Origin of the sequence: Acinetobacter sp. YH12096, from assembly GCF_013419215.1 — a bacterium.
GTDB lineage: Bacteria > Pseudomonadota > Gammaproteobacteria > Pseudomonadales > Moraxellaceae > Acinetobacter > Acinetobacter amyesii.
Genome location: NZ_VPAM01000044.1, coordinates 1 through 24,206, shown reverse-complemented (window position 1 = coordinate 24,206; position 24,206 = coordinate 1). Strand labels below are relative to the sequence as shown.

Sequence of the window (24,206 nt, the reverse complement as noted above, 5' to 3'; positions counted from 1 at the left end):
GGATAGTCTTTTTCAGATTCAATCAATAATTGAACCGCTCTTTCTCTGATTTCAGGGGTATATTTTAATTTGGTCATCGGAACATTCTCTCAGAATACTGAGTCTCCGACAAACCCGGTACGGTTCACATCTCAATTGTACCGTTAGCTTGCATTTTGGTTGCTATATCTAAAATTTCATCTTGAGTAATATCATCGATTGATTTATCACCTAGCATTGGAAAAATATGCTTTCTAATTGCTCCTAAATTTCTGTTATATGTCGTAGAAGCATGAGAGTCTTTTTTAGACATAAACCACTTTTCAGTAATGACTCTGAATAATTTAGAATTATCTAACTCTACTTTCTTATTCTTTGTACTGCCTATCGAAGGATCCTGATCAGGATTCTCCTCTAATTGCTTTTTTAAATTAGCTGCGTTGCTTCGAGCAACAATTGCAGTCACTTGAGGATACTTGCCCAAAGTAATATTTTTTTGTTTCCCGTTATAACGATAAGAATAGATCCATGTTTTTCTTCCATTGGCAAAAACATGAAGTTGAAGACCATTTCCATCACTCAACTTGAGTGGAGCTTTGCCGACTCCTGAGTGCTTGGCATCTTTAATTTGTTGAGCTTTTAACACTTTTATCTATTCCAAAAATTAACTTGGAAATAGTTTTATACCAACACTTATACCAACACAATGCATGAGACTTTAAGAGACTTAAAGGAATATTAAGAAACAAAAAAGGCATGAAAGTTATTAATTTTCATACCTTTAAAGACCACATGAGACTATATGGATTTGAATTTTGGTGGAGATGGCGGGAGTTGAACCCGCGTCCGCCAGCACTACGCTCGAGAATACTACATGCTTAGATATCGTCTATTGATTTAGCTCTTTGTGACCCGACGAACAGGGTACAAATCGCGATCCTTTAAGATTTAGTATAAGACCCCAAGGCTTGATCTTATACGGACTTGTGTGCGTTCGCTTCAGTCGGGACCCCTAACCACAAGTATTCAGGGATGCGGACAAGCTGCCCTTAGGCAGCTAGAGCGTAAGTTTCGTCGTTTGCGACTAAAATATGCAAATTTGATTTACGAGAGAAAATGCGCTCTCGACATGCATCTATGAGTTTCATCACCAGCGTCGAAGCCAGAAACATCCCCAAAGTAGCGTCATCATAGCATAACTGCAAAAAATTGCGATGCAATTTCGAAACAATTACACATTGATCTGCGCTTAATTACATAATTGCGTTAATATTTTATTTTTCAAGACCGCAAAAGAAAAATATATGAGCTATTTATTGGCACTCGATCAAGGAACGACTTCAAGTCGTGCGATCATTTTTAACGAACATGGACAAGTTCAAGCTACAGCTCAACGGGAAACCCATATTCAAACCCCACATTCGGGTTGGGTGGAGCAAGATGCTCAGGAAATTTGGAGTACCCAAATTGCCGTCGTACAGCAAGCGCTCGCTTCTGCCCGTATCCTCGCCAAAGACATTAAAGCCATTGGCCTGACCAATCAGCGTGAAACCACTGTGGTTTGGGATAAACGCACAGGTCAACCGCTCGCTCCTGCAATTGTCTGGCAAGACCGCCGTGCAACCGAGTGGTGTGGGCAACTAACTCAACAAAACCTCAATGACCTCATTCACAAAAAGACCGGTTTACGTATCGACCCCTATTTTAGTGCTGGGAAATTGGTCTGGTTATTAGAACACACCCAAGGTCTACGTGAACTCGCAGAGCAAGGTCATGTGGCTTTCGGCACGATTGACAGTTGGTTGGTGTGGAACCTGACACAAGGTGCAGAGCATGTGATTGAAGCCAGCAATGCCTCACGAACCATGCTAATGAACTTGCAGCAACAAGCTTGGGATGAAGAACTCTTAGAATTATTTGATATTCCCCTTTCGGTCCTTCCTAAAATCATCAGTTCAGATGAATATATTGCAGATACCGCTACAGGTTTACTTGGCGCAAACATTCCCATTACCGGCATTTTAGGTGATCAACAATCTGCGCTATTTGGTCAATCTTGTTTTGAAGCCGGTACAGCCAAAAATACCTACGGTACAGGCTGTTTCATGTTGTTTAATACCGGCACTGAAGTTCAATATAGTCAAAATAAACTACTCTCGACATTGGCGTGGAAAGCACAAAACCAAACCCATTATGCACTCGAAGGCAGTGTCTTTATGGCGGGTGCCATTGTGCAATGGCTAAGAGACGGTTTAGGGATTATTCAAAAAAGCAGTGATGTTGAAAAACTCGCGTGCCAAGTGGAGCATACCGATGGCGTGGTTTTGGTTCCTGCCTTTACTGGGCTAGGCGCTCCGCATTGGGATAGTGATGCCCGTGCCCTCCTCTGTGGAATGTCACGTGGTACAAATAAATCCCACATAGCTCGTGCCGCCTTAGAGGCCATTGCCTTTCAAGTGTCGGATGTATTGACCGCCATGCAGTCAGACCTGTCTAGTCCACTTAAAGAACTCCGGGTCGATGGCGGTGCCAGTAGCAATGATATGCTGATGCAATTTCAGGCCGATATCTTAAATGTGCCTGTACTGCGTCCTAAACTTTTAGAATCAACTGCATGGGGTGCTGCCGCGATGGCTGGACTCAAAGCGGGTGTGTTTTCAAATCTTGATGAAATTGCCGCTTCATGGCAATTAGAACGTGCTTTTGAACCAAAAATGAATGCCGATCAACGTGAATTTCATTTGGCTCAGTGGCAATCTGCACTCAAACGGGCGCGCTCGGATCTTTGATTTTTTTCAATCAACGCCGTATGCAATAAAAAACCGCTCGAATGAGCGGTTTTTTTATGCTTGATGTTATTTAGTGTGCATGACCACCACCCACACCTGCTTTAGGCCGTGGGCAGAGCCAAATGATCAGTGCAGCGAATATAAAGACACCCGCCAGTACTAAAAACACATGATTGGCTGAAAGCGTTAAGGCTTCTTTATCCACCAAACTGGAGATGTAACCCAATGCGGCTTCTGAACTCATTCCATGATTCACCAAGGTATTTTGTACCTCAGTAGCATGTAAATTACTGACCATTTCACTGCGTGCGACTTTGGTTTGATCATCCCAAATGGTAACAGCAATCGATGCGCCAATAGCCCCAGCCATGGTTCTTAAGAAGTTCATCAAACCTGCCGCAGATGCCATGTCTTGTGGCAGTACCGATGCCAAGGCCATATTGGACAAAGGAATAAAGAAAAATGGAACGGCAAAACCTTGTAATATTTGCGGCAAAGCCAAAGCCATAAAGTCTGCATCCGTAGTCCAAAAGGCGCGCATAAGGGTTACACCGCCCAAGATACTTAAACCAAAACTCGCCAAAGCACGTTGATCGTACTTGGTTGCAAGCTTCGCAACAATTGGCGACATGGTCAGACTACCGACGCCCATCGTTGCAGTGAGATAGCCTGCCCACGTTGCGGTATAGCCCAAGTTGATCTGTAACCACTGCGGAATCAGGACAATACTCCCGAAGAAGGCACCAAAACCAAAGGCCAAAGCCAAGACCGAAATGGTAAAGCTTCGGTACTTAAACAGCAGTATATTCACCACAGGATGCCGCTCAGTCAGCTCCCAAATCGTAAAAACGATCAACCCGACAAATGCCGTCAGTGCCAGTACCACGATAAATGGATGATTAAACCAATCTCGTTCATGACCCAAGTCCAACATCAATTGCAAGGCACCGATCCACAACACCAACAGCAGTAAACCACCGCGGTCAATTTTCAATTTCTGTGTTGGAGTTTCAGCCGTTTTCAGTAAGCGCATCGCTGCGATTGCACAACCGATCCCGACAGGAATATTGATAAAGAAAATCCAATGCCAAGATAAATTATCACTGATCGTACCACCCAAAATTGGACCTAAAATAGGACCAACGACGGTAGTCATCGCCCACATCCCCATGGCTTGGGATTGCTTTTCAGGAGGGAAAATGCGCATTAACAACGTTTGGCTCAGTGGCATAATCGGACCACCAAACAAACCTTGCCCAATTCGGCAAAACACCAACATTTCTAAACTGGTCGACAAACCACACAGTATCGAAAATACTGTAAAGCCAAACAGGCTGATCACAAAAACCCGTACAGAACCAAAGCGTCCAGCGAGCCAACCGGTCAATGGCACACAAATCGCTTCTGCCACAGCATAGGAGGTAATGACCCATGTCCCTTGGGATGCTGACACTGCAAGACTACCGGTGATATGCGGCACTGATACATTGGCAATGGTCATGTCGAGCACAACCATAAAGTTCGCCAATGCCAAGACCAAGGCAGCGATAATCAGACGACCACCTTTTAGGTCAGTCATTTGCATTTGCTGATTCATAGGCAATTACTTCGATTTCAGGTCAATCGTCGCTTCCATAGACAGCCCCACACGGAGTGGGTGTTCTGCCAACTCTTTTGGATCTAAACGTATCCTCACAGGTAAACGCTGAACCACTTTAATCCAGTTTCCTGTGGCATTTTGTGCTGGAATCAAGGCAAATGCTGAACCTGTGCCACCAGAAAAACCAGTGACTATGCCATTAAATTTAACTTTGTCACCATACAGATCAGATGTCAGTTCAACTTTTTGACCCGCTTGCACCCCTGCCAATTGGCTTTCTTTAAAGTTGGCATCGACATATAACTGAGAGACTGGCACCACCATCATTAATGACGTTCCCGGTGCAATGCGTTGCCCAACTTGAATATTACGACGTGTCACCACACCATCAAAAGGTGCTTTAATTTGTGTACGTTCTAAGTCCAACTGAGCTTGTTGTAGACGTGCTTGTGCAACTAAAACATCTGGGGTTGAGTTTTCATTGCTGTCTTGAATTAATGCATCATTCGCCGCTTTATTACTTTGTGCCGCTTTTTGACTAGATTTGGCTTGAGCAAGTCCTGCTTGAGCCACATCAAAACTAGCTTTAGCTGTATTCACAGCACTTTGCGCTGTGCTTAATTCTTCTTTAGAAATCGCACCTGAAGCAGCCAATTGTTGACGACGTTGTAATTCATCTTGAGCTTTATTCAGATCGGCTTGTGCTTTGGCGACTTGTGCGCTTGCACTATGAATTGCATCATCACTGACAAAGATTTGCGAGTTTAAAGAACTACTATTCGCCGCAGTTTGTTTGTATTGGCGTTTTGCTTTAAGTAATTCAGCCTGTGCCTGAGCTAAGGCAATTTCAGCATCACGAGCATCAATGCGAACAAGCACATCGCCTTTTTTCACTTGCTGCGTATCACTCACCAAAACCTCTGCCACTTGCCCCGTGACCATCGAGGTAATCGACGCTGTTTCTGCACCGACATAGGCATTATCGGTACTGACGGAATGATTTAGAAATATTGACCAAATCAAATACATCACCAAAGCAATCACGATCAATACAGCCACTATACCAAGGCCTTTTTTTCTGCGTGCTTTTAATTCCTGATCGGTGGGCTGCTTTGTAGATGGGGTTTCTGGCAGGTTACTAACGGTATCTGTCATAGATTTGTCCTAAATCTAGCAGACTTGGTCATGGCATCATGAGCTTTGCAAAGCATGTCAACTTTGCTGTCAGATAATGGTGTCGTGAGAAAGTCTATCTTCTTCAATTTTCCGGCATTTTAAAGCTAAAAAATCATATCCTGAGAATAGAAAATGTAACTCGTCAGTCTTTTTTTCGTCGGCAACAGGATAAAATCATGCCCTGCTGCCAATACTGGACTTTATTTTTTCATTATTTTGAATGTGTTAACTTAAGAATGGCTTAATAAGCATACGATGCAATCGCCGTTGCAATCACTTTACCTTCATCATTGACCATGGTCATACGCATAGTGCAACCCTTACGGCCTAAACGTAAGGTTTCAGCTCGTGCAACGAAATACTGTCCACGTCCTGGCGCCAAATAATCCACACGCATATCGACGGTCGCTAAGCGAGATACCTTTTTACTCGTTTCTGCTAGATCTTCAGCTGTGGCCTTTTTATACAATTCAGCCATCGCTGAAATACCACCGATACTGTCGAGTAAAGTTGCCGCAACACCACCATGTAAAATTTGGAATGCGACATTTCCAATTAAATTACTGGCCATATCCACACGTGCTTCGATCTGACCATCAATCACCGTCATTTTCATTGCATTGTGTACAAAAAATGGGGAGCTGTTAAATGCTTGAGCAATGTTATTTAATAAAGTATCGATTTCAATCTTCGAGTTTAGGTCAATATTACCGGTCCAACTCTTATTTACATCTGTCATAGCCTACTCGAATCGCTGTCATTGAATAAAAAAATAATACGGGGTGCGCCAAACCCTCATTATGCGTCTACAATAGTCAAAGTTTAATACTGATCAATGAGATTGTTATGACCTATACGTTCAATCGTCCAGCTTTTCCTGCTACCCGCATGCGTCGCATTCGTAAAAATGACCAGCTTCGTGCCATGGTGCGTGAAACTCAACTGACGACTGATCATCTCATTTATCCAGTATTTGTGTTGCCAGGCCAGCAACAAACTCAAGACATTCCAAGCATGCCAAACGTACAGCGTCTATCTGCTGACTTGTTACTAAAAAAGGCAGAACGTTTACTCGAATTGGGTGTTTCAAAATTAGCTTTGTTCCCAGTTACACCACAGGAAGACAAAAGCTTAACGGCTGAAGCAGCTTGGCATGAAGATGGCTTAGTCCAAAGCACCATCCGCTTATTAAAAAAAGAACTACCAGAAATGGTTCTCATCACTGATGGTGCACTCGACCCATATACCACACATGGTCAAGACGGGATTATTGATGATACCGGCTATGTACTGAATGATGAAACCGTTGAATGCTTAATTAAACAAGCGCTCAGCCATGCCGAAGCGGGTGCAGATGTAGTTGCACCAAGTGACATGATGGATGGTCGTATCGGTGCAATCCGCCAAGCGCTTGAAGCCAATGGTCATATCTATACCAACATCATGGCTTATTCTGCAAAATATGCGTCTAGCTTCTATGGTCCATTCCGTGATGCGGTAGGTTCTTCAAGCAACCTCAAAGGTGGCAATAAATACAATTACCAAATGGACATCGGTAACCGTGCTGAAGCTTTACATGAAATCGCACTCGATATTCAAGAAGGCGCCGACATGGTGATTGTAAAACCGGGTATGCCGTATTTAGATATCGTCCGTGAAGTCAAAGATAATTTCGGTGTTCCAACATTTGTCTATCAAGTGAGTGGCGAATACGCCATGTTGGCAGGTGCCATTCAAAATGGTTGGCTGTCTGAAAACGTGATTATCGAATCGCTTATGAGCTGCCGCCGTGCAGGTGCAGATGGGATCTGGACTTACTTTGCTGAAGATGCAGCACTCATGTTGAAAGACATGAAATAACCTGCAAAGCCTTCCTGAAATGGTAACGTTCAGGAAGGCTTTTTTTATATCTGTAAAATTTAAAAAACAGTCTTGGAAGAAAAACTTCGGCGTTGCTGAAGTTAAGATCAAACTCATACATTCATCGGTTAAAAGAACATGAATATTGCCATTATTGGGGCGGGTATTAGTGGTTTACTCAGCGCATTAGAACTGGTTGAACGCGGTTGTACGGTGACGATTTTCGACCAACAACGCACAGGTTCTGCCGCATCATGGGCTGGTGGTGGCATCCTCTCCCCGATGTATCCTTGGCGATATCCCAATGAAGTCAATGCGCTCGCACGTTATGGCAAGCAGAGCTACCAAAAATGGAATGAAAAATTAAAACCTATGACTGGGATTGATTTTGAAATTCATGAAACTGGCATGTTGATTTTTGATGAAGATGATTTTGAAATTGGCTTAGATTATTCCCGTTTGCACCAAGACCCAATGCAACACGCTGATTATTTACAATCCGATCAAATTGAGCAGATTAATCCTCACATTTCAGCACGCTTTGCACATGGCATTTATTTTTCGCAATTAGCCAACATCCGTAATCCACGACTTTTGCAGTCATTAACGGCTTATTTACAGCAGCATCCCAAAGTTCAGATTTATGAACATTGTCTGATCCACCAATTAAACCGTACGGACAATCGTATCCAGTCCATCACCACCGCAGATGGTACACAACATACAGCAGATCAATTCGTTATTGCCACGGGCGCTTGGTCAGCCGCGTGGAGTGAACAACTGGACATTGAGATACCCGTACAACCCGTACAGGGACAAATGCTTCTCTTTAAAACCCCGCAGAACTGGTTGCCGACCATGTGCATGAATAAAGTCATGTACTTGATTCCACGCCAAGACGGTCATGTGGTTTGCGGCTCAAGTATGCGCCAATGTGGTTTTGATACTCAGACCACAGATGCAACCTTACAGCATATTCAAGAATCTTGCTTTGACATGGTGCCAGAGCTTGCCAACTTTCCGATTGTGAAATCTTGGGCTGGCCTGCGTCCATCTTCCCCTGAAGGGATTCCGTATATTGGGCAGATGCCAAATTACGACAATCTATGGGCAAATTTTGGGCATTTTAGAAATGGTTTATGCATGGGACCAGCTTCAGCTCAGTTATTGGCTGAACTGATGACTGGGGAAACGCCTTCATTCAATGCAGACCACTATAGTCCGACTCGCCTGTTTCAAGATGCGTTATTAAGCGTCGACTAATGGTCAATAGGCCAATTTCAATTAAGCCAATAAATCCTGTAAGGCTTCTTTTAACGTCGGAAATTTAAACTCAAAGCCTTGCTGTAATAATGCGGCTGGCTGAACCAATTGACCATTTAAAATTAATTGCGATTGCTCACCCAATAAAATTTTAAAGATAGTTGCAGGCACATTGAGCCACGGCTTTTTGGCTAATTGACGTGCTGCAATCTGCGCAAACTGAGCCTGCGTCGTTTTTTCAGGCGCAACCAAATTGAAAATATGCGGATCGATTGGCGTGGGTTCAAGCAATGCATGTTTTTTCTCTGCTTGTTTCATTAAAAACAGCATACTTCGGATCACATCTTGTATATGTATCCACACAAAAGGCTGCCGACCGGAACCTATTTTGTTGACCAAATTGAGCTGAATCGGTCGCAGCATTTGCGGTAAGATTCCGCCACCTTCAGCCAAGACCACACCTAGTCGTGTGATAATGGTATTTTGTTCAGGAAATTGGCGTGTGACTTGCTCCCAACTTTGGCATAGCTCTGACATAAAAATGGCTTGTGGTGCAGCATTTTCATCGCACACTTTTGTCCATTGTTCTTCAATATCAATACCATAATAGCCAACAGCCGAACCTGAAATAATGCATTTCGGAAAAATTTTACGTTTACGTAAATATTGATACAGCGCTTCTGTGGTTTTGACCCGACTTTCTAATAATTGCTGTTTACGCGTCTCTGTCCAGCGACCTTTGCCGATACTTTCACCTGCAAGATTAATCACATAATCAATTCTGTCATGAGGAATTTGATCGAGCTGCTGTACCCAAGTTAAATGTGGTGATTTAGAAATACGCCCAGCCTTACGACTGAGCCCAATCACTTTATAATCCGCAGCTAAAAGTGCCTTGATGAGATGTGTGCCAATAAAACCGCTGCCACCCGTCAGCAGTACTGTGGGCTGATGCATAATTTGTTCTTATCTATATGAAATAATACTGTTATCTATAGAACAAGATCACCAGATGATCAAGCTTTATGCGCCAAACTTTTGAGAAGCCATCCGCTGTGCTTGCGGACCATAAAACCAATAGGTGATTAAATACAAAGGGATAGCCATCAGTAATAACATGATCACCATTAAACTCATAAACTGAGGATGTTGAACATAGAGCATTAAATTTTGCCAAATTTCAGGATCTTTTCTTGAAAAAATTGCGATACCCAAAAGTACAAAACCAAAATTATATAACCAAAAAATCAGGCTAAAACCTAGGGTAAATTTTTTACGTTCTGCCTGTGTCGGTGCTCTCTGATTTTTATTTAAAAACCGAAATAACACCACGATCATGGCAATCAGATAGGGTACGACCGTTAAAATACCACCCACACCCTGTGGCAATAATGCTGCGATCACACCGCAAATACAGGTCATGATTAAACAAATGAAAAAAAACAAGAAAAAATAACGTGTTAAAGACACCATGACCCTAACCCAAGAAGAAGTTGACACCTAGTATAAAAAAAAATGCATTTTTTTTCATTTTCATGTCAACCAATCTGTAATCAGCTACGTTATATAGGGTACAAGGTCTGTAGCAACCGATGATTTGGACGGCATCCACAATGTTTCGGTGACCTTTTTAAAAGCAATAAGTTTCATTTTGAATTTAAGTATGAACAGCAGCCATCACTTAAATTTAAAATCGATTTTTTGACCGACGATTTCATCATCACTCGAATCGTCGGTCTTTTATTTTGTGCCTTATGTATTCAGCATTTAATTTTTATATTCTACACCAAAAAAAATCAGCCGATAAAATATCGACTGACTAAAAACTTGCTGCAACTTTAAAATAAGTCACAACAGCAAAGCCATGTTATGCAGCACAATAGCGATTACGCCCCTGTCTTTTCGCTACATAAAGGTTTTTATCGACCTGATCCAAAAATTGCATTCGATTATCTAGATCTGATGGAATAATGGTTTTTACCCCCATGCTGAGTGTGACGAGTTCAGACACCGCTGAAGCTTTATGCGGTAATCGTGCAGCACGCACGGCCTCCATAATTCTATCGGCCATCACTGCTGCTGCTGCCTCATTGGTTTCTGGTAAAATCCAAGCAAATTCCTCACCACCAAAACGCGCGACTAAATCACGAGGTCGTGTACAACAAGATTCCAAACTTTTCGCAATTTGACGCAGACATGTATCCCCAATCACATGACCATTCAAGTCGTTGTATTGTTTAAAATAATCCAAATCGATCAGAATTAAACTCAGTGGCTTTTGTGTGCGTATCGCGTTCAACCATTCGCGTTGATAAAAGTCATCAAACAAACGTCGATTGGCAATACCGGTTAAGCCATCTTTATATGAATATTCTTCGAGCTGACGTTGCAATTTTTGTAACTGTTCTTCTTGTTTTTTACGTTCGGAAATATCAAACATAAATCCTACGAGGCAATCTACATCACCATTTGGTTTACGCACGACATGCACAACATCACGTATCCAAAGATATGAACCATCCTCTTTAAGTGCGCGATAATCTGCCTCATGATCTATACCAGCCATCGACTGCGAAACACAATAATTCAGCACAAAATCACGGTCTTCCTCATGCATACGTGATGCCCAGTCCTGAACGGTGCGCCAAGTATTTTGCTTCCAACCGAGCAACTTTTCAATTTGCGGTCCAATATAGCTGAATGTTTTACTGTCCCAATCAATACACCAAGGAATGGCTAATGTAGACTCTAATAAAGTCTTATACACCATACTATTTGCAAGTTTTTCTTCATCAAAAGGATTATTTGGCATGTTGCATCTCCTGCTACCCCAAATGCAGGTAATACACCTGCTGTACAACAATTGATCTATATACAGGATTAGAACAACATTTTATATTCCTAGTTCTTGGTATTTTTTAGCCTAATTTCAAATCTCTGCTATTTGAAACGTGTAATCCTTCAAAGAAAATATAACAACAATGAACCAGCCTACTATTTTGAAATTCAAAGTTCTGATACCAAGCGTTAAGTTGTCTATTATTCTGCCGTTTTTGGTTGGTCATTTATCCCAGTTGAAGGGCTACCGATTCAATACTTCCGTATTGAAACTCAAGGCATTCATGGTGGCCTCTTAGAGCGCCCTGCTCAGACTCCACCAACGCACTGCGGCACCAATGCATTTACCTGTAGTTTTGAAGTTGAAGATTTCGACCATATCGCTGAGAAAATTTTGGCGCAGGGTGGTCAAATTGCCATGGAAAAATTTGCGATTCCTGGTCAATGTTGGCAAGGCTATTTCTTATACCCAGACCACAATACCTTTGGCCTCGTACAAGTCGATTCAAATGCACAGTAATAGCTTAGATTGATGACCTTGTAACTGTCGAGAACGACTTAGTTTGACGTATGAATGATTAATCACCCTCGAAAATGTGAACATCTGTGATACTTTAGACCCCAATCAATTTTTTTGATTTTTGGGGGCTTGCATGACTGTTCGTTTTTTTCATACTTCTGATTGGCATTTAGGACAATTCTTCTATAACCACTCACGTGACTACGAACACGAACAGTTTCTTCATTGGTTACTCGAACAAATAGAACAAAAGCAGCCGCATGCCCTGCTGATAGCTGGCGATATTTTTGATGTCATCAACCCAGCTTCCAAAGCGCAAAAACAGCTCTATCAATTTTTAGCCGATGCGCATGTGCGTGCCCCGCACATGCAAACCCTGATGATCGCAGGCAATCATGACTCAGGTTACCGTATTGAACAAGTTGAGCCATTATTAGAAAAATACCATGCCAAAGCTGTTGGCGTGGTCCATAAAAATACTGAAGGTCAGCTCGATTTAGACCGATTACTCGTGCCTATTTATGATGAACACAAAAATATTGTGGCATGGTGTCTAACCTTACCTTTTTTACGGGCTGCCGAGATCACCGGATTCAATGATCAAACCACCAATAGCCAAAACGCTATTACCTATGTGCATCAGCAATTAATTGCGGAAGCCAAAGCACGTAAAACTTCAGATCAAGCCTTAATTTTAATGTCACATGCCCACATGCAAGGCGGTGAAACGTCGGACTCAGAGCGCCCGATTATTATTGGCAATGAAGAAGCGCTTTCGACTGCCCTATTTGATGATGTAATTGACTATGTCGCACTTGGGCATTTGCATAAACCGCAAAAAGTCGCACAGACCCATATCCGTTATAGCGGCTCACCGATTCCCCTGTCATTTAGTGAAATTAATTATAAGCACCAAGTGCTTGAGATCAGTATTGATCCAACTCAAACAGATGAATCACGCTTTCAAATGGGGTCCTTAGCAATTCCGCGCAGTGTGCAATTGCATCGCATCAAAGGCACAATTCCAGAAGTTTTGGCACAATTATCTGCTTTGGCGAGCGGTGAAATTGAAGATATTGATCAGCGTGAATATGTCGAAATTGAATACCATACCGACACCCCGCCTGCACCTAATTTAAGACAGCAGTTTGAAGAGGCTTTAGCGCCGAACCGTTATCGGTTGGTGCGCATCAGCCGCCGTTATTTAAACTCAGATCAAAATAATCAGCAACAAGCCGCAATCAACCTTGATCCACCTACGCCTGAAAAATTATTCCAAAACCTTTGGGAAAAACAAGGCTATGGTGCTGATGACACCGTAATGAAAGATTTTTTAAGTTTGGTCGATGAAGCACAAAAATCACTTGAAGATGATGTGAATGCTTAAGGAATTGCCATGAAAATTTTATCTATACGTATTAAAAACTTGGCATCTTTAGCGGGTGAACATTTTATTGATTTTGAATCTGAGCCTTTAGCCAGTGCAGGCTTAGTAGCAATTATTGGCAAAACTGGTGCAGGTAAATCAACCATTTTAGATGCCATGTGTTTGGCGCTGTTTAATCGTGTGCCACGTTTAAAAGACAGCGATGGTAAACTGATCGATATCGATGGTTCAGAGCTGCCGACCAACTCACCGCAAACCGTATTACGCCGTGGTACAGGTCAAGGCTTTGCCGAGCTCAGTTTTATTGCTCAAGACCAAAAAGTCTATTCTGCACGTTGGGAAATTAAACGTGCCCGTGAAAACCCAAACGGTAAATTGCAAAGCGTACAGCGCTCACTGAAATGCTTAACAGATGGCACTGTTGTTGCGGATAAAACCAAAGCGGTTGAGAGCCAAATTTTACGCATTACTCAACTCAGTTTTGAACAGTTCACCCGTGCCGTTTTACTGGCTCAGTCAGAAGTGACCGCTTTTTTAAAAGCGCGTGATAATGAACGTGGCGAGCTATTGGAGTATCTAACCAATTCCAGTATTTTCGGGAAAATTGGTCAATTGGCCTTTGAAAAAACCAAGCAAATTGTCAATCAGCGTAAAGAGCTAGAAAATGTTTTAGGACATATTGAAATATTGTCTGATGAAGATCTAATAACAACCACGAATCAATTCAATACGGTTTCTACAGAATATAAAAAGCTGGAAATAGAAAAATCAGCGTTCGAAAAAAATCAACAGTGGTATGAACAAAAGCAAAAATACGAAACTGATGTGCAAGCACGTCAGCAACAACTACAAAATCAGCAACAACAACTTGATGCACTTGCGCCTGAAAAGCTACAACTGCAACAACTTGAACGCTTTTCATCTATACGCCCAAGTGTAATTCAACAAAAAAATATCAAGCTTGAAATTGCACAATTACAGCCGCAATTGACACATGCACAACAGCATTTTTCAGAGATTGAACAACAATTCAATGCTGAAAAAACCATCTTTGAAAAAATAGATACAGAACAAAAACAACAGCATCAATTTGAGATTCAACATCAAGACAAAATTAAACTGGTGCGTGACCGGATTGCTGAACGTCTTGTATTGGTAGATCAATTACGCAAAGCGCAAGGTGATTTTAAAGAGATTGAAAACCAACTTGTTCCGCATATCAACAATGAAAAACAGATGAAGGAACAGCTTGAGCAACTGCAAACCAATATTGCTCAACACACGGCACAGCTAGAAAGTTCAAATCACTTTGCCTCACTCGATGATGCACTTTCAGCGCATATCACACAGACTCAACGATTTATTCAAAGTTATGCACAATTTGAAAAAAATTATGGCAATGTGCAACAAGCCAATACACAATTACAGACACAACAAAAACAACTTGAAAAATTAACGCAAACATTTGGGCAAGAAGATGCGCTCAATCAGAAAATTTCATCACTACGTTACGAACGTGACCAGCTTTTACAAAAATTAAATCAGCTCAATGTTGTTCAGCAACAATGGCAAAGCTTCCAAAATATTGATGCTGAAAACACCAATCTCATGACGGTGAAACGTACACTAGCTCAGCAAATTAAACAAAGTCATACGCAGCTAAAAACGGCCGAACTTACCTATCAAACGCAGAAAAATGAGCGTGAAAAACTGCAACACATGTTGCAACAACAGCGCTTACTGAATACGGAAAATATTGAAAAATTGCGTGCAGATTTGGTCGATGGCGAAGCGTGTTTAGTCTGTGGAAGTACCCATCATCCTTATTCAGAAAAAGAAGCTTTTTCTGATGAATTACTGAAACTACAAACGCAACAAGAACAACAAGCACTTGCATTGGAAAAAGTGGCTTTCGAAGCTTGGCAAAAATTACAAACCACCTCCACTCAGCAAACCGCGTTAATGGATGCCAATGCGCAACAGCTAGCGACCTTAAAAATACAACTTGATCAGGCAAAAAATGCGCTTCAACAACAATTAAATATTCTAAATATTTCTTTTGATTTTTCACATCAGCATGAAGCCTTGGCGCAACTGATTCAGACAAGAATCAATGAATCACAACAAGCGCAAAAACAAACTGAAGATGCCTTAATTTCACATGAAAATGCTCAAAAACAAAGTCATGCACTCATAACTTCAATTCAACAAACCACACAGCACTTATCCAGTGTGCAACAAGCTGAAATCAATATTCAGCATATTCTCATTGTGTTGAATGACGTAGAAAAAAAATTATGGGAACAGTCGACTTTAAGCGCGGCTAAACAGATTTATCACACACTACAACAACGTCAAAATTACTTAAAGCAACGCCACGAGTTAAATACTCAATATAATCAAACTTCACAACAGCTTGAGCACTATCAGCAACAAATTAAATTTAGTCAGGAAAAAATTCAAACGGCTCAAAATCTAATTGAAAATTTAACAATTGAGGGCAAAAAAAATAGTGATATTGCGATTCAAACTATTTTTGAGATGACCCAAACACAAGTTGAAAAACCACATGATTGGTTAAATGATTTTGACCAAAACAGACAACTGTTACAGACGAGATTCAATCAGGCTCGTCAAACATTCGATCAAGTACGTCAAGCCTTTGAAACCAGTCAAAGTCGCTTAAAAGAATACCTCACCCAGCAAACACAATTAGTCACTCAAATGAGGCATGTTGAAAATACGCTTCAACAATGGATGAGCCAAAATTCAGAATTTAGTGAAACGCTGTTAGCGCAACTTAGTGCAATTTCATATGAACAAGAACAGCAGCTTAAACAGCGTGTTTTAAATGCAGAACGTGCCTATTCAGATGCTCAAGCAGGTATTCAGGCTATTCAAGAAACGTTGAAACAGCATTTAAAAACACAGCCTGAAATACAAATTTTACAAATCGAGCGTGTCATTGCACTAAATCTTAAAGCCCTTGCAGAACAGCAAGAACTTAGAGATCAACTTAAAAGTAAGTTAGATGTTCATTTTTCTAACCTCAGCAAACAAAAACAATTTGCCGATCAGATTCAACAGATCCAATCTGAAGAACATCGTTGGAATAAAATTTCGAGCTTAATGGGCGATGCAACGGGCAAGAAGTTCCGTGATTTGGCGCAGCAATATAACCTTGATATTTTAATCGAGTATGCTAACCAGCAATTGGCGATACTTTCACAGCGCTATACCTTAAAGCGCCTTGAAAATTCCTTAAGTCTAGCCATTATCGATCATGACATGGATGGCGAAACTCGCTCTGTCTCTTCGCTTTCAGGTGGTGAGTCGTTCTTAACAGCACTCGCTTTATCCTTAGCCATTGCAAGCATGGCATCAGGAACAACGAAAATCGAAAGCCTATTTATTGACGAAGGATTTGGCACGCTAGATGCCTCAAGTCTACACATGGTCATGAATGCTCTAGATCAGTTGCAAAACCAAGGCCGTAAAGTAGTATTGATCTCGCATATTCAAGAAATGCACGAACGAATCCCTGTGCAAATTCAAGTCAATCCTGTCGGAGCAGGTGCAAGCACCATCCAAATCGTATCTTAAAAAAAGCCTGCTTAAAGCAGGCTTTATAATTTTTGATTCTCTAGATCATTACGTCCCGAGTGGACGTAGCGTTAAAATCTGTTCACTACGCCCAAATGGGCCATGGACATCATGCAATACAGAACTACTCAAACCAACACCATCCGCTCCATACTGCTGCACGGTTTCCAGACCTAACCACTGTCCCTGTGGTAAACGGTGCAAATGGATTTGTAGATCCAGATTTGGAAAGCCCCAGCCAAATGGCCAATCCTGACGCGGAACAATACCATTGGCGGTATCAACCATGCCCATTAAACGGACAAAATCAGCAGTCGGCTCACCTTCAACCATGTCATGCTGTGTTCTCAGCCACACAATGCCTTGACCTGCACGGCGCCCATGGCTTCTTGCTTCAATCGACTGAATATATCCCCCCGGCCACTGACGGATACCGTCCCAAATCGGCGCAGTTTCTGGCCCAGTCACATCAGCATCCTCCAAACCTTTCACGGACTGGCTATTTTGCGTCATCATGCGCCAAGTGCGTGCCACAATGCAGGTTTTGCCCTGAGCCCGCATTTCAGATTCAATCAGTTCAATGGTTTTTCCCGGACGAATCACTTGCGTGATTATTTCAAACTCGCCAGCAGGAATTAAGCCCAAAATATCGAGGCTAATGCGCCCGATACGCATATCATGACGTGGTGAAAAACGGTCTAATTCAGCACAAATAATGCCTGTAGCTGGTGCCATGTGTTGCTCATGTGCATTCCATGCACCTTGTGCTAAATTGGTCGAATGGTAATGTGCCGTGACACAGCCTTGCGCATCTACGTCGCGTTGAATCAACTGATAATATGCCGTCATGAACTTCCCTATTTGTCCAAGTGTGAATTACTTCAATATCAAAAACATCCTGATTATTTTGTACTCAACTTTAATGGAAAGTTCAAATTAAAAGGCTCACTTTGAACCCATAGGTTTCATCTATTGTGAAAATTTATCTGCTGTGCTTACACTTTATAAGCCTAGTTTTTGAAAGCAGGCTGAATCTTCTGTCCTATTTTGAATAATCACGTGCGCCAAACAATGCTGTCCCCACGCGAACCATCGTTGAACCCGCAGCAATCGCATCAGTCATATCGCCTGACATCCCCATACTTAATGTATCCCAATCTTCAGGTTTCGCATGCTGTGCTTTGACGTGTTCAAAGAGCATTTTGGCATCAGCAAACGCTTGCGGATTGTTTGGAGCAGGAATCACCATCAGTCCACGTAAGCGTAAATTCGGTAGCGTAGAAATCTGTGCGACCAAACCTGCTACTTCATTCGGCTGACAGCCATCCTTCGTATCTTGCGCATCAATATTGACTTGTAGGCAAATATTCAAAGGTGCTTGCGTCGCTTCTCGCTGGCTTGATAAACGCTCCGCAATAATCAAACGGTCTACCCCATGCACCCAAGCAAAGTTTGAAGCCAAATGTTTGGTTTTATTGCGCTGTACATGACCAATGAAATGCCAATCAATCTCTAAATCTGCCAAAGCCTCAATTTTTTCAAGCGCTTCTTGCAGATAATTTTCACCAAATGAGCGTTGCCCCGTTGCATACATTTCTCTTAGCATTTCAGCAGGATGCGTCTTAGATACAGCCAACAATTCAACCGATTGCTGTGGTCGACCCGCAAGTTGGCAAGCCTGCTCAATTTGCTGCAAGACTTGATTTCGTGCTTCTTGAAGTTTATTCATTGACGGGGTTCTCATTTCATTCATCTTTTTTTGCATTGCCCTGCAACTAAGTGTTGGTTAAGCTGTGGGAAAGCCTTATTATTCTATCAAAATAATTAAGATTTAATTTTTATCTCGGGGATTTTATGGACATTACAGAACTATTGGCCTTTGCTGCCAAAAATAACGCTTCGGATTTACATTTATCTTCTGGTATGCCACCAATGATTCGTGTGGATGGTGAAGTTCGTCGTATCAACCTTCCTGCTCTTGAACATAAAGAAGTGCACAAATTGGTTTACGACATCATGAACGATAAACAGCGTCGTGATTACGAAGAAAAATTAGAAACTGACTTTTCATTTGAAGTACCTGGTGTGGCTCGTTTCCGTGTGAACGCATTTAACCAAAACCGTGGTGCTGGTGCCGTATTCCGTACCATTCCTTCAAAAGTACTAACCATTGAAGATCTTGGCATGGGCCAAATCTTCAAAGATATTTGTGAATATCCACGTGGCATCGTATTGGTGACCGGTCCAACAGGTTCGGGTAAATCAACCACGCTTGCTGCGATGGTTGATTACATCAACGACAACCGTTATGACCATATTTTAACGGTCGAAGACCCGATCGAATTTGTACACGAATCAAAAAAATGCTTGGTCAACCAACGTGAAGTACACCGTGATACGCACGGCTTTAACGAAGCACTTCGTTCCGCACTGCGTGAAGACCCGGATATTATCTTAGTCGGTGAGATGCGTGACCTTGAAACCATTCGTTTGGCGCTGACAGCTGCTGAAACCGGTCACTTGGTCTTCGGTACACTCCATACAACCTCTGCCGCAAAAACCATTGACCGTGTGATTGACGTATTCCCTGCTGAAGAAAAAGACATGGTTCGTGCCATGTTATCTGAATCACTTCAAGCCGTAATTTCACAAACCCTACTCAAGAAAAATGGTGGCGGTCGTGTGGCTGCGCATGAAATCATGATCGGTATTCCTGCGATCCGTAACTTGATTCGTGAAAACAAAGTCGCGCAAATGTATTCTGCGATTCAAACGGGTGCCAACTACGGTATGACCACACTCGATCAAAGCTTAAAAAACCTTGTCGCAAAAGGCATTATTAGTACGCAAACTGCACGGACTGCAGCGAAACAACCCGAATCTTTCTTGTAATTTTTTTATTTTTCTGGGGCGATCGTTATGGATTTTAACGGCTTACTTGATTATATGGTGGAGAAAAAAGCATCGGATTTGTTTATTACAGCCGATGTTGAACCCTCGATTAAGATCAATGGGCAAATTTTGCCAATTGGCTCGACTAAGTTACCGGGCCCGACTGTCGGTCAAATCTTACATTCGATTATGTCTGACAAACAGCGTAAGGAATTTGCCGATACGCGCGAATGTAACTTTGCCATTAGTAATACCAGTAAATCTGCTCGTTTTCGTGTCAGCGCCTTTCAACAACGTGACCAGCCAGGTATGGTTCTGCGTCGTATCGAAACCGTTATTCCAACGATGGATGAGTTGAAATTACCGCCGATTTTAAAAGAATTAGCGATGACCAAGCGTGGCATTATCATTTTCGTAGGTGCAACGGGTACAGGTAAATCAACCTCTTTGGCATCTTTGATTGGCTATCGTAATGAAAATAGCAAAGGTCATATCATTACAATTGAAGACCCTATTGAATTTGTACACCAACACCGAGGCTGTATCATTACCCAACGTGAAGTGGGTATTGATACCGACTCCTTCGAAGTTGCCTTAAAGAATACGCTACGTCAGGCACCTGACGTGATTCTGATTGGTGAGATTCGTTCACGTGAAACCATGGACTATGCGATTGCCTTTGCTGAAACCGGTCACTTGGTTTTTGCAACACTGCATGCCAACAACGCCAACCAGGCCATCGATCGTATCATTCACTTCTTTGAAGCAGATCGTCATAGTCAGCTATTCATGGACTTATCTTTGAACTTAAAAGCAATGGTTGCGCAGCAGTTGATTCCAACCATTGATGGTAATTCACGTCGTGCTGCCATTGAGATTTTGATCAACTCACCTTTAATTTCAGACTTAATCCGTAAGGGTGAAGTGCACGAAATTAAAGACCTGATGAAGCGCTCTCGTGAACTAGGTATGCAAACCTTTGACCAAGCCTTATATGACCTTTATAAAGCCAAGCAAATTAGCTACAAAGATGCGCTAAAACATGCCGACTCACCGAACGACCTGCGTCTACAAATTAAATTGTCTGAAGAAGGCGGTGAGCATTTACTGCGTGCAAATTCAAATATTACCTTTGATGGTCAACATTAATTCTGCATGATGCTTTCGGAAATAAAAAACAGACTTCGTAAGTTATATCTAGTTAAAATTGTATAAAAACTAGAAATGTTAAAAAAACTTAATTTTTAACATTAGCTTATGACATAGCCTAGTTTTTATATGCATATAAAAGCGTATATAAAAAAACTGACTGGTTGATTACCAGTCAGTTTTTTTTAAATTTCTGCTAATACTTTTTGGATAGCTGAAATAAATCCAGTTTTAAACAAAGTATGTCCATTTTCATCTTTAACGCCCCCCATTTGAGTAACTGTCCAACAGCGACTAATGATTTTTGTCTCATTAATAGCATCTTCTAAAGCTTCGATTTCTGTCTTAAGTAAAATACTATCTAAGGCTGGCAAGACTTCAACTCCTTGCTCGGCCTGTGGAGTATAAAGAAATTGATTAGGACGCATATCTACAATTATTTCTGTATTTTGTTTAAGAGTACTATTCTCCGCCTTAAGCTTGTTTCTCTCCGCAATAATTTGGCCAAATACAGCTCTCATAGCAGGGTCAGCTAAACGTTTTAAAAGTTCCATATCAGCAGGTACTTTTAATTTTTTAGAAGTGTCCTTTGGAATTTTTTTTACAGATGCATTCGCCTTAGTTGCCCAAGCATCAATCAAAAGACGAAAATGTTCACCTGATTTATTACGAATACTAACTGTTCCTACGCCCCCATTTTCTTTAGATAATTGTCCAATTGTTCCAATAGAAAAATCTTTCTTTCCTTCTTCAAATTGCCTTTTTAAAAGGTGATTCAATTTGTCTAATGAGCATTGTGTACGAGGATTTTTATCTCTTTTAAGATCATCCAAAATCATATCGATATCAATCAACATTTAGAAAAACTCCTTTTTCTGTTCGATGTGATAATGATTTAATTGAAATACTTTCAGAGAAATTATTTTTTGAGTGATCTAAAGCACTCATACCGAAATCAAGCAATTTACTATCCTCCATAAATTGACCGAGTTCTAAATAGTTTGCTACTTGTTTAAAACCATCCAATTTATCTATAGGATTTGCTTGTAGAGCCATTTGGCGAATCATAGCATTTGCAGCAATCAACTGTTGGTCTTCATCTAGCATTAATAAATGAGGTGTATAACCTTTACGTAGCATGATGCGACTTAAGTTTAAGGTTCTCTCTTGAATAACAGATGTTTTCTTTAAATCATCAAGCATATCAGGAAAGATTTCAGCATCTTCACATAGTAATGAAAGGTGTAATAACTCAGATGTGGTTTCCATAAGCCCAACTTTAATGTCGTTCTTTGAACCAACAGCAACAAGTTTATTAGTAGTATCTATTTCAGCACGATTTCGTTCAATTTCAATTAAACGACGAATTAATCCAAATGTCGCAATCCAATCTCTTATATATTCGTCTGCTTCAACCATTTGTTTTTCATATCTACGTTGAAGAGCTTGAAATTCATTATGTTTAGTAAAGGGTTTTTCATCTATTTCTGCTTGATACTTTAGCTCTTCCATCTGTTCAAGATCGACTTCAAGTTTTGTTGCTAAATTAGCTGCTTCGTTAGCTTTGTAACTCATAAAATTAAGGTGAGCATTTAGAGCAGGAAGATAGCGAGCATCAGTGATAAACCAACGACAACGGACACAATTTTCTGGACCATGGGGTACTGGGCCACAAATTCCATTATTTGATACAGTTGGCTCTGTAATTACCTCACCCCCATTCCAACAACCCGCCACAGTCTTACATTCATCTAAGCGCACAGTATTACCACCGGCTAGACATAATCCATGATGCCGTTTTTCCCAGCCTAAAGGATTACGATTTACTAAAGCACTTTCGATAGAATGCTCATCTTTATAAGCCATCTTAGATTGTATTTGACGCATTTCTGCATCTTTTAGGAAAACTCGAATGCTTTCTTTTGATCGAGTATCAAGTAGCTCATTTGCTTCCTGCATTTTCTCCTTCATTACAGTTGGTGTAATTTTAGTGTAATAAATAGTCATAAGAAGACGTGAATGACCGGCTAAAATTTTAGAAACTACCGGTAATGGTAGCTTTGCATCCATGATATAGCAGGTAATCAATGATACACGGAGGCTATGTAAGGGAAATTCCGTTTTTTTCTTTGATTTTATAGGATATTCACCATAATCATGCACTAATCTTAGAGGGGTTCCATCTGATAAAGTATTACCTGACTTTAATAGATCATTCTCCAATTGCTGTAATAATTTATACCAGAGAGTGGCAATAGAAATTTCATTAATGGGTTTGTGTCTATCGATTAATATACTTGCAGATGCATTACGAAATAAAAAACAAATCTGACCCATTGCTGCAAGATAAGCTGGTGATTTACTCTCATTCGTATGCTTATGTTCTAAGGTTAAGCAGTCTGTGGGTGCAGTGATTGGATTATATTTTTCTTGCCAATTACGCAATTTTTCGAGCCAATATAGAACAATTTCATGTTGCCAAGGAATTTCATACCCTCGCTCAAATTCATCCTTATTAAGATCGGCTGTTTTATTTGTATTAATGTACAAACCAGTAGAATCAAAACCTGTAGTTTGATCCTTAAATCGACGAAAAACACCTTTATTACGATGTTTAATAATAAAAGGATGTGAGTTGTTAGTCCAATTACCATTTTCATAACGATGCACATCTGCTTCACCTGAATCTAACATACGTACTTGATATGTTCGTAAAGGCAGGTGCAATTTAATGAATAACACCATAGATGTTACTGGCGACCATATTTGATGAATGACACATTTTTTTTTGTTTCGGGTTACTACTTTTGATCTCCATACACAATCAGCATCAAGCTTATCAATTAAGCTTTCATCGACTTCAAACCAACTCCCCCCTAGAGTCCCTTGTCCTGTCTGAGCATGTGCCCATTTCCAATCTGAAAAATGGCCATTAGGTTCAGGGCACAAAATCTGACGAAGGTCACAAATATAACGATATGGCAATGGATTATGAACTGTTTCTGACCTAGACCCTCTACTTGTGTAAGCGTCCGCTGAACACACCTTCTGAATTCATCCTATAAGCCTTAATTTAGTCCCCACTTAGAAACAAGTGGGGACTTAAATTTATGACTACAAATCATCAGACATCCATCGCATCTCTTGCGA

Annotated in this window: 18 protein-coding genes, 1 other RNA gene and 1 pseudogene; 8 read left to right on the top strand and 12 right to left on the bottom strand. The window is 41.1% G+C overall.

Annotation, left to right across the window (positions count from 1 at the left end; genetic code table 11):
* Nucleotides 1-124: 124 nt before the first annotated feature.
* Together FTU36_RS14790 and ssrA are read right to left on the bottom strand one after the other, a co-directional pair.
* Nucleotides 125-625 carry an integrase arm-type DNA-binding domain-containing protein gene (locus FTU36_RS14790; RefSeq protein ID WP_180118414.1) on the bottom strand — a complete coding sequence of 167 codons (501 nt, stop codon included), beginning with the start codon at nt 623-625 and terminating at the stop codon, nt 125-127.
* A gap of 170 nt (nt 626-795) precedes the next feature.
* Nucleotides 796-1,155, bottom strand: a transfer-messenger RNA (tmRNA) gene (gene ssrA / locus FTU36_RS14785).
* Between the two features lie 128 nt (nt 1,156-1,283).
* Between ssrA and glpK the strand changes: the two genes are divergently transcribed.
* Nucleotides 1,284-2,768 (top strand): glycerol kinase GlpK, encoded by a 1,485-nt coding sequence (gene glpK / locus FTU36_RS14780; protein WP_180022282.1) that lies wholly within the window; start codon nt 1,284-1,286, stop codon nt 2,766-2,768.
* 70 nt (nt 2,769-2,838) lie between these two features.
* Here glpK and FTU36_RS14775 read toward each other — a convergent pair whose 3' ends face one another.
* The 3 genes from FTU36_RS14775 to FTU36_RS14765 all read right to left on the bottom strand — a co-directional run bounded on the left by FTU36_RS14775 (nt 2,839) and on the right by FTU36_RS14765 (nt 6,283).
* Nucleotides 2,839-4,365, bottom strand: a complete 1,527-nt coding sequence (locus FTU36_RS14775; protein WP_180118412.1) for a DHA2 family efflux MFS transporter permease subunit — start codon at nt 4,363-4,365, stop codon at nt 2,839-2,841.
* A gap of 6 nt (nt 4,366-4,371) precedes the next feature.
* Nucleotides 4,372-5,523, bottom strand: coding sequence for an efflux RND transporter periplasmic adaptor subunit (locus FTU36_RS14770; protein WP_180118410.1), 1,152 nt, complete (start codon nt 5,521-5,523; stop codon nt 4,372-4,374).
* 262 nt (nt 5,524-5,785) lie between these two features.
* Nucleotides 5,786-6,283, bottom strand: coding sequence for a thioesterase family protein (locus FTU36_RS14765; RefSeq protein WP_168379053.1), 498 nt, complete (start codon nt 6,281-6,283; stop codon nt 5,786-5,788).
* A gap of 107 nt (nt 6,284-6,390) precedes the next feature.
* Here FTU36_RS14765 and hemB point away from each other — a divergent pair, with 107 nt between their 5' ends.
* A complete protein-coding gene (hemB, locus tag FTU36_RS14760) occupies nt 6,391-7,404 on the top strand; it encodes a porphobilinogen synthase (RefSeq protein ID WP_180010032.1) in 1,014 nt (337 codons plus the stop codon).
* Between the two features lie 138 nt (nt 7,405-7,542).
* Nucleotides 7,543-8,667, top strand: a complete 1,125-nt coding sequence (thiO, locus tag FTU36_RS14755) for a glycine oxidase ThiO (protein WP_180118408.1) — start codon at nt 7,543-7,545, stop codon at nt 8,665-8,667.
* Between the two features lie 21 nt (nt 8,668-8,688).
* Here thiO and FTU36_RS14750 read toward each other — a convergent pair whose 3' ends face one another.
* The 3 genes from FTU36_RS14750 to FTU36_RS14740 all read right to left on the bottom strand — a co-directional run bounded on the left by FTU36_RS14750 (nt 8,689) and on the right by FTU36_RS14740 (nt 11,479).
* The gene (locus FTU36_RS14750; RefSeq protein WP_180022278.1) at nt 8,689-9,624 is read right to left on the bottom strand and encodes a TIGR01777 family oxidoreductase; all 936 of its coding nucleotides are present in this window, start codon (nt 9,622-9,624) and stop codon (nt 8,689-8,691) included.
* 66 nt (nt 9,625-9,690) lie between these two features.
* A complete protein-coding gene (locus FTU36_RS14745; protein ID WP_168379056.1) occupies nt 9,691-10,140 on the bottom strand; it encodes an ABZJ_00895 family protein in 450 nt (149 codons plus the stop codon).
* 394 nt (nt 10,141-10,534) lie between these two features.
* Nucleotides 10,535-11,479: a GGDEF domain-containing protein gene (locus FTU36_RS14740; RefSeq protein ID WP_180004261.1), complete on the bottom strand. Its 945-nt coding sequence runs from the start codon at nt 11,477-11,479 to the stop codon at nt 10,535-10,537.
* 144 nt (nt 11,480-11,623) lie between these two features.
* Here FTU36_RS14740 and FTU36_RS14735 point away from each other — a divergent pair.
* The 3 genes and pseudogenes from FTU36_RS14735 (at nt 11,624) to FTU36_RS14725 (ending at nt 17,015) form a co-directional block, all read left to right on the top strand.
* Nucleotides 11,624-12,025: pseudogene (locus FTU36_RS14735) on the top strand (VOC family protein).
* A 133-nt stretch (nt 12,026-12,158) separates the two neighbouring features.
* Complete coding sequence (locus tag FTU36_RS14730) at nt 12,159-13,412, top strand: exonuclease SbcCD subunit D C-terminal domain-containing protein (protein ID WP_168379059.1); 1,254 nt, start codon at nt 12,159-12,161, stop codon at nt 13,410-13,412.
* 9 nt (nt 13,413-13,421) lie between these two features.
* Nucleotides 13,422-17,015 carry an AAA family ATPase gene (locus tag FTU36_RS14725; RefSeq protein WP_180118406.1) on the top strand — a complete coding sequence of 1,198 codons (3,594 nt, stop codon included), beginning with the start codon at nt 13,422-13,424 and terminating at the stop codon, nt 17,013-17,015.
* 48 nt (nt 17,016-17,063) lie between these two features.
* On the opposite strand, the gene FTU36_RS14720 is transcribed toward FTU36_RS14725, so the two are convergent.
* Together FTU36_RS14720 and FTU36_RS14715 are read right to left on the bottom strand one after the other, a co-directional pair.
* Complete coding sequence (locus FTU36_RS14720; protein WP_078193098.1) at nt 17,064-17,864, bottom strand: thioesterase family protein; 801 nt, start codon at nt 17,862-17,864, stop codon at nt 17,064-17,066.
* Nucleotides 17,865-18,057: 193 nt separating this feature from the next.
* Nucleotides 18,058-18,744: a YggS family pyridoxal phosphate-dependent enzyme gene (locus FTU36_RS14715; RefSeq protein WP_180040456.1), complete on the bottom strand. Its 687-nt coding sequence runs from the start codon at nt 18,742-18,744 to the stop codon at nt 18,058-18,060.
* A 125-nt stretch (nt 18,745-18,869) separates the two neighbouring features.
* On the opposite strand from FTU36_RS14715, the gene FTU36_RS14710 reads away from it, so the two are divergent.
* Together FTU36_RS14710 and FTU36_RS14705 are read left to right on the top strand one after the other, a co-directional pair.
* On the top strand, nt 18,870-19,907 hold the full coding sequence (locus FTU36_RS14710) for a type IV pilus twitching motility protein PilT (RefSeq protein ID WP_078190026.1): 1,038 nt from the start codon (nt 18,870-18,872) through the stop codon (nt 19,905-19,907).
* Nucleotides 19,908-19,934: 27 nt separating this feature from the next.
* Nucleotides 19,935-21,056, top strand: coding sequence for a PilT/PilU family type 4a pilus ATPase (locus FTU36_RS14705; RefSeq protein ID WP_168379063.1), 1,122 nt, complete (start codon nt 19,935-19,937; stop codon nt 21,054-21,056).
* A gap of 185 nt (nt 21,057-21,241) precedes the next feature.
* Here the strand turns inward: FTU36_RS14705 and gmtX are convergent, their stop codons facing one another.
* Together gmtX and FTU36_RS14695 are read right to left on the bottom strand one after the other, a co-directional pair.
* Nucleotides 21,242-21,913: a gamma-mobile-trio protein GmtX gene (gene gmtX, locus FTU36_RS14700; protein WP_180118404.1), complete on the bottom strand. Its 672-nt coding sequence runs from the start codon at nt 21,911-21,913 to the stop codon at nt 21,242-21,244.
* A complete protein-coding gene (locus tag FTU36_RS14695) occupies nt 21,903-24,101 on the bottom strand; it encodes a VPA1269 family protein (RefSeq protein WP_373686370.1) in 2,199 nt (732 codons plus the stop codon). Before FTU36_RS14695 ends, gmtX begins: the two co-directional genes overlap by 11 nt.
* Nucleotides 24,102-24,206: the final 105 nt, after the last annotated feature.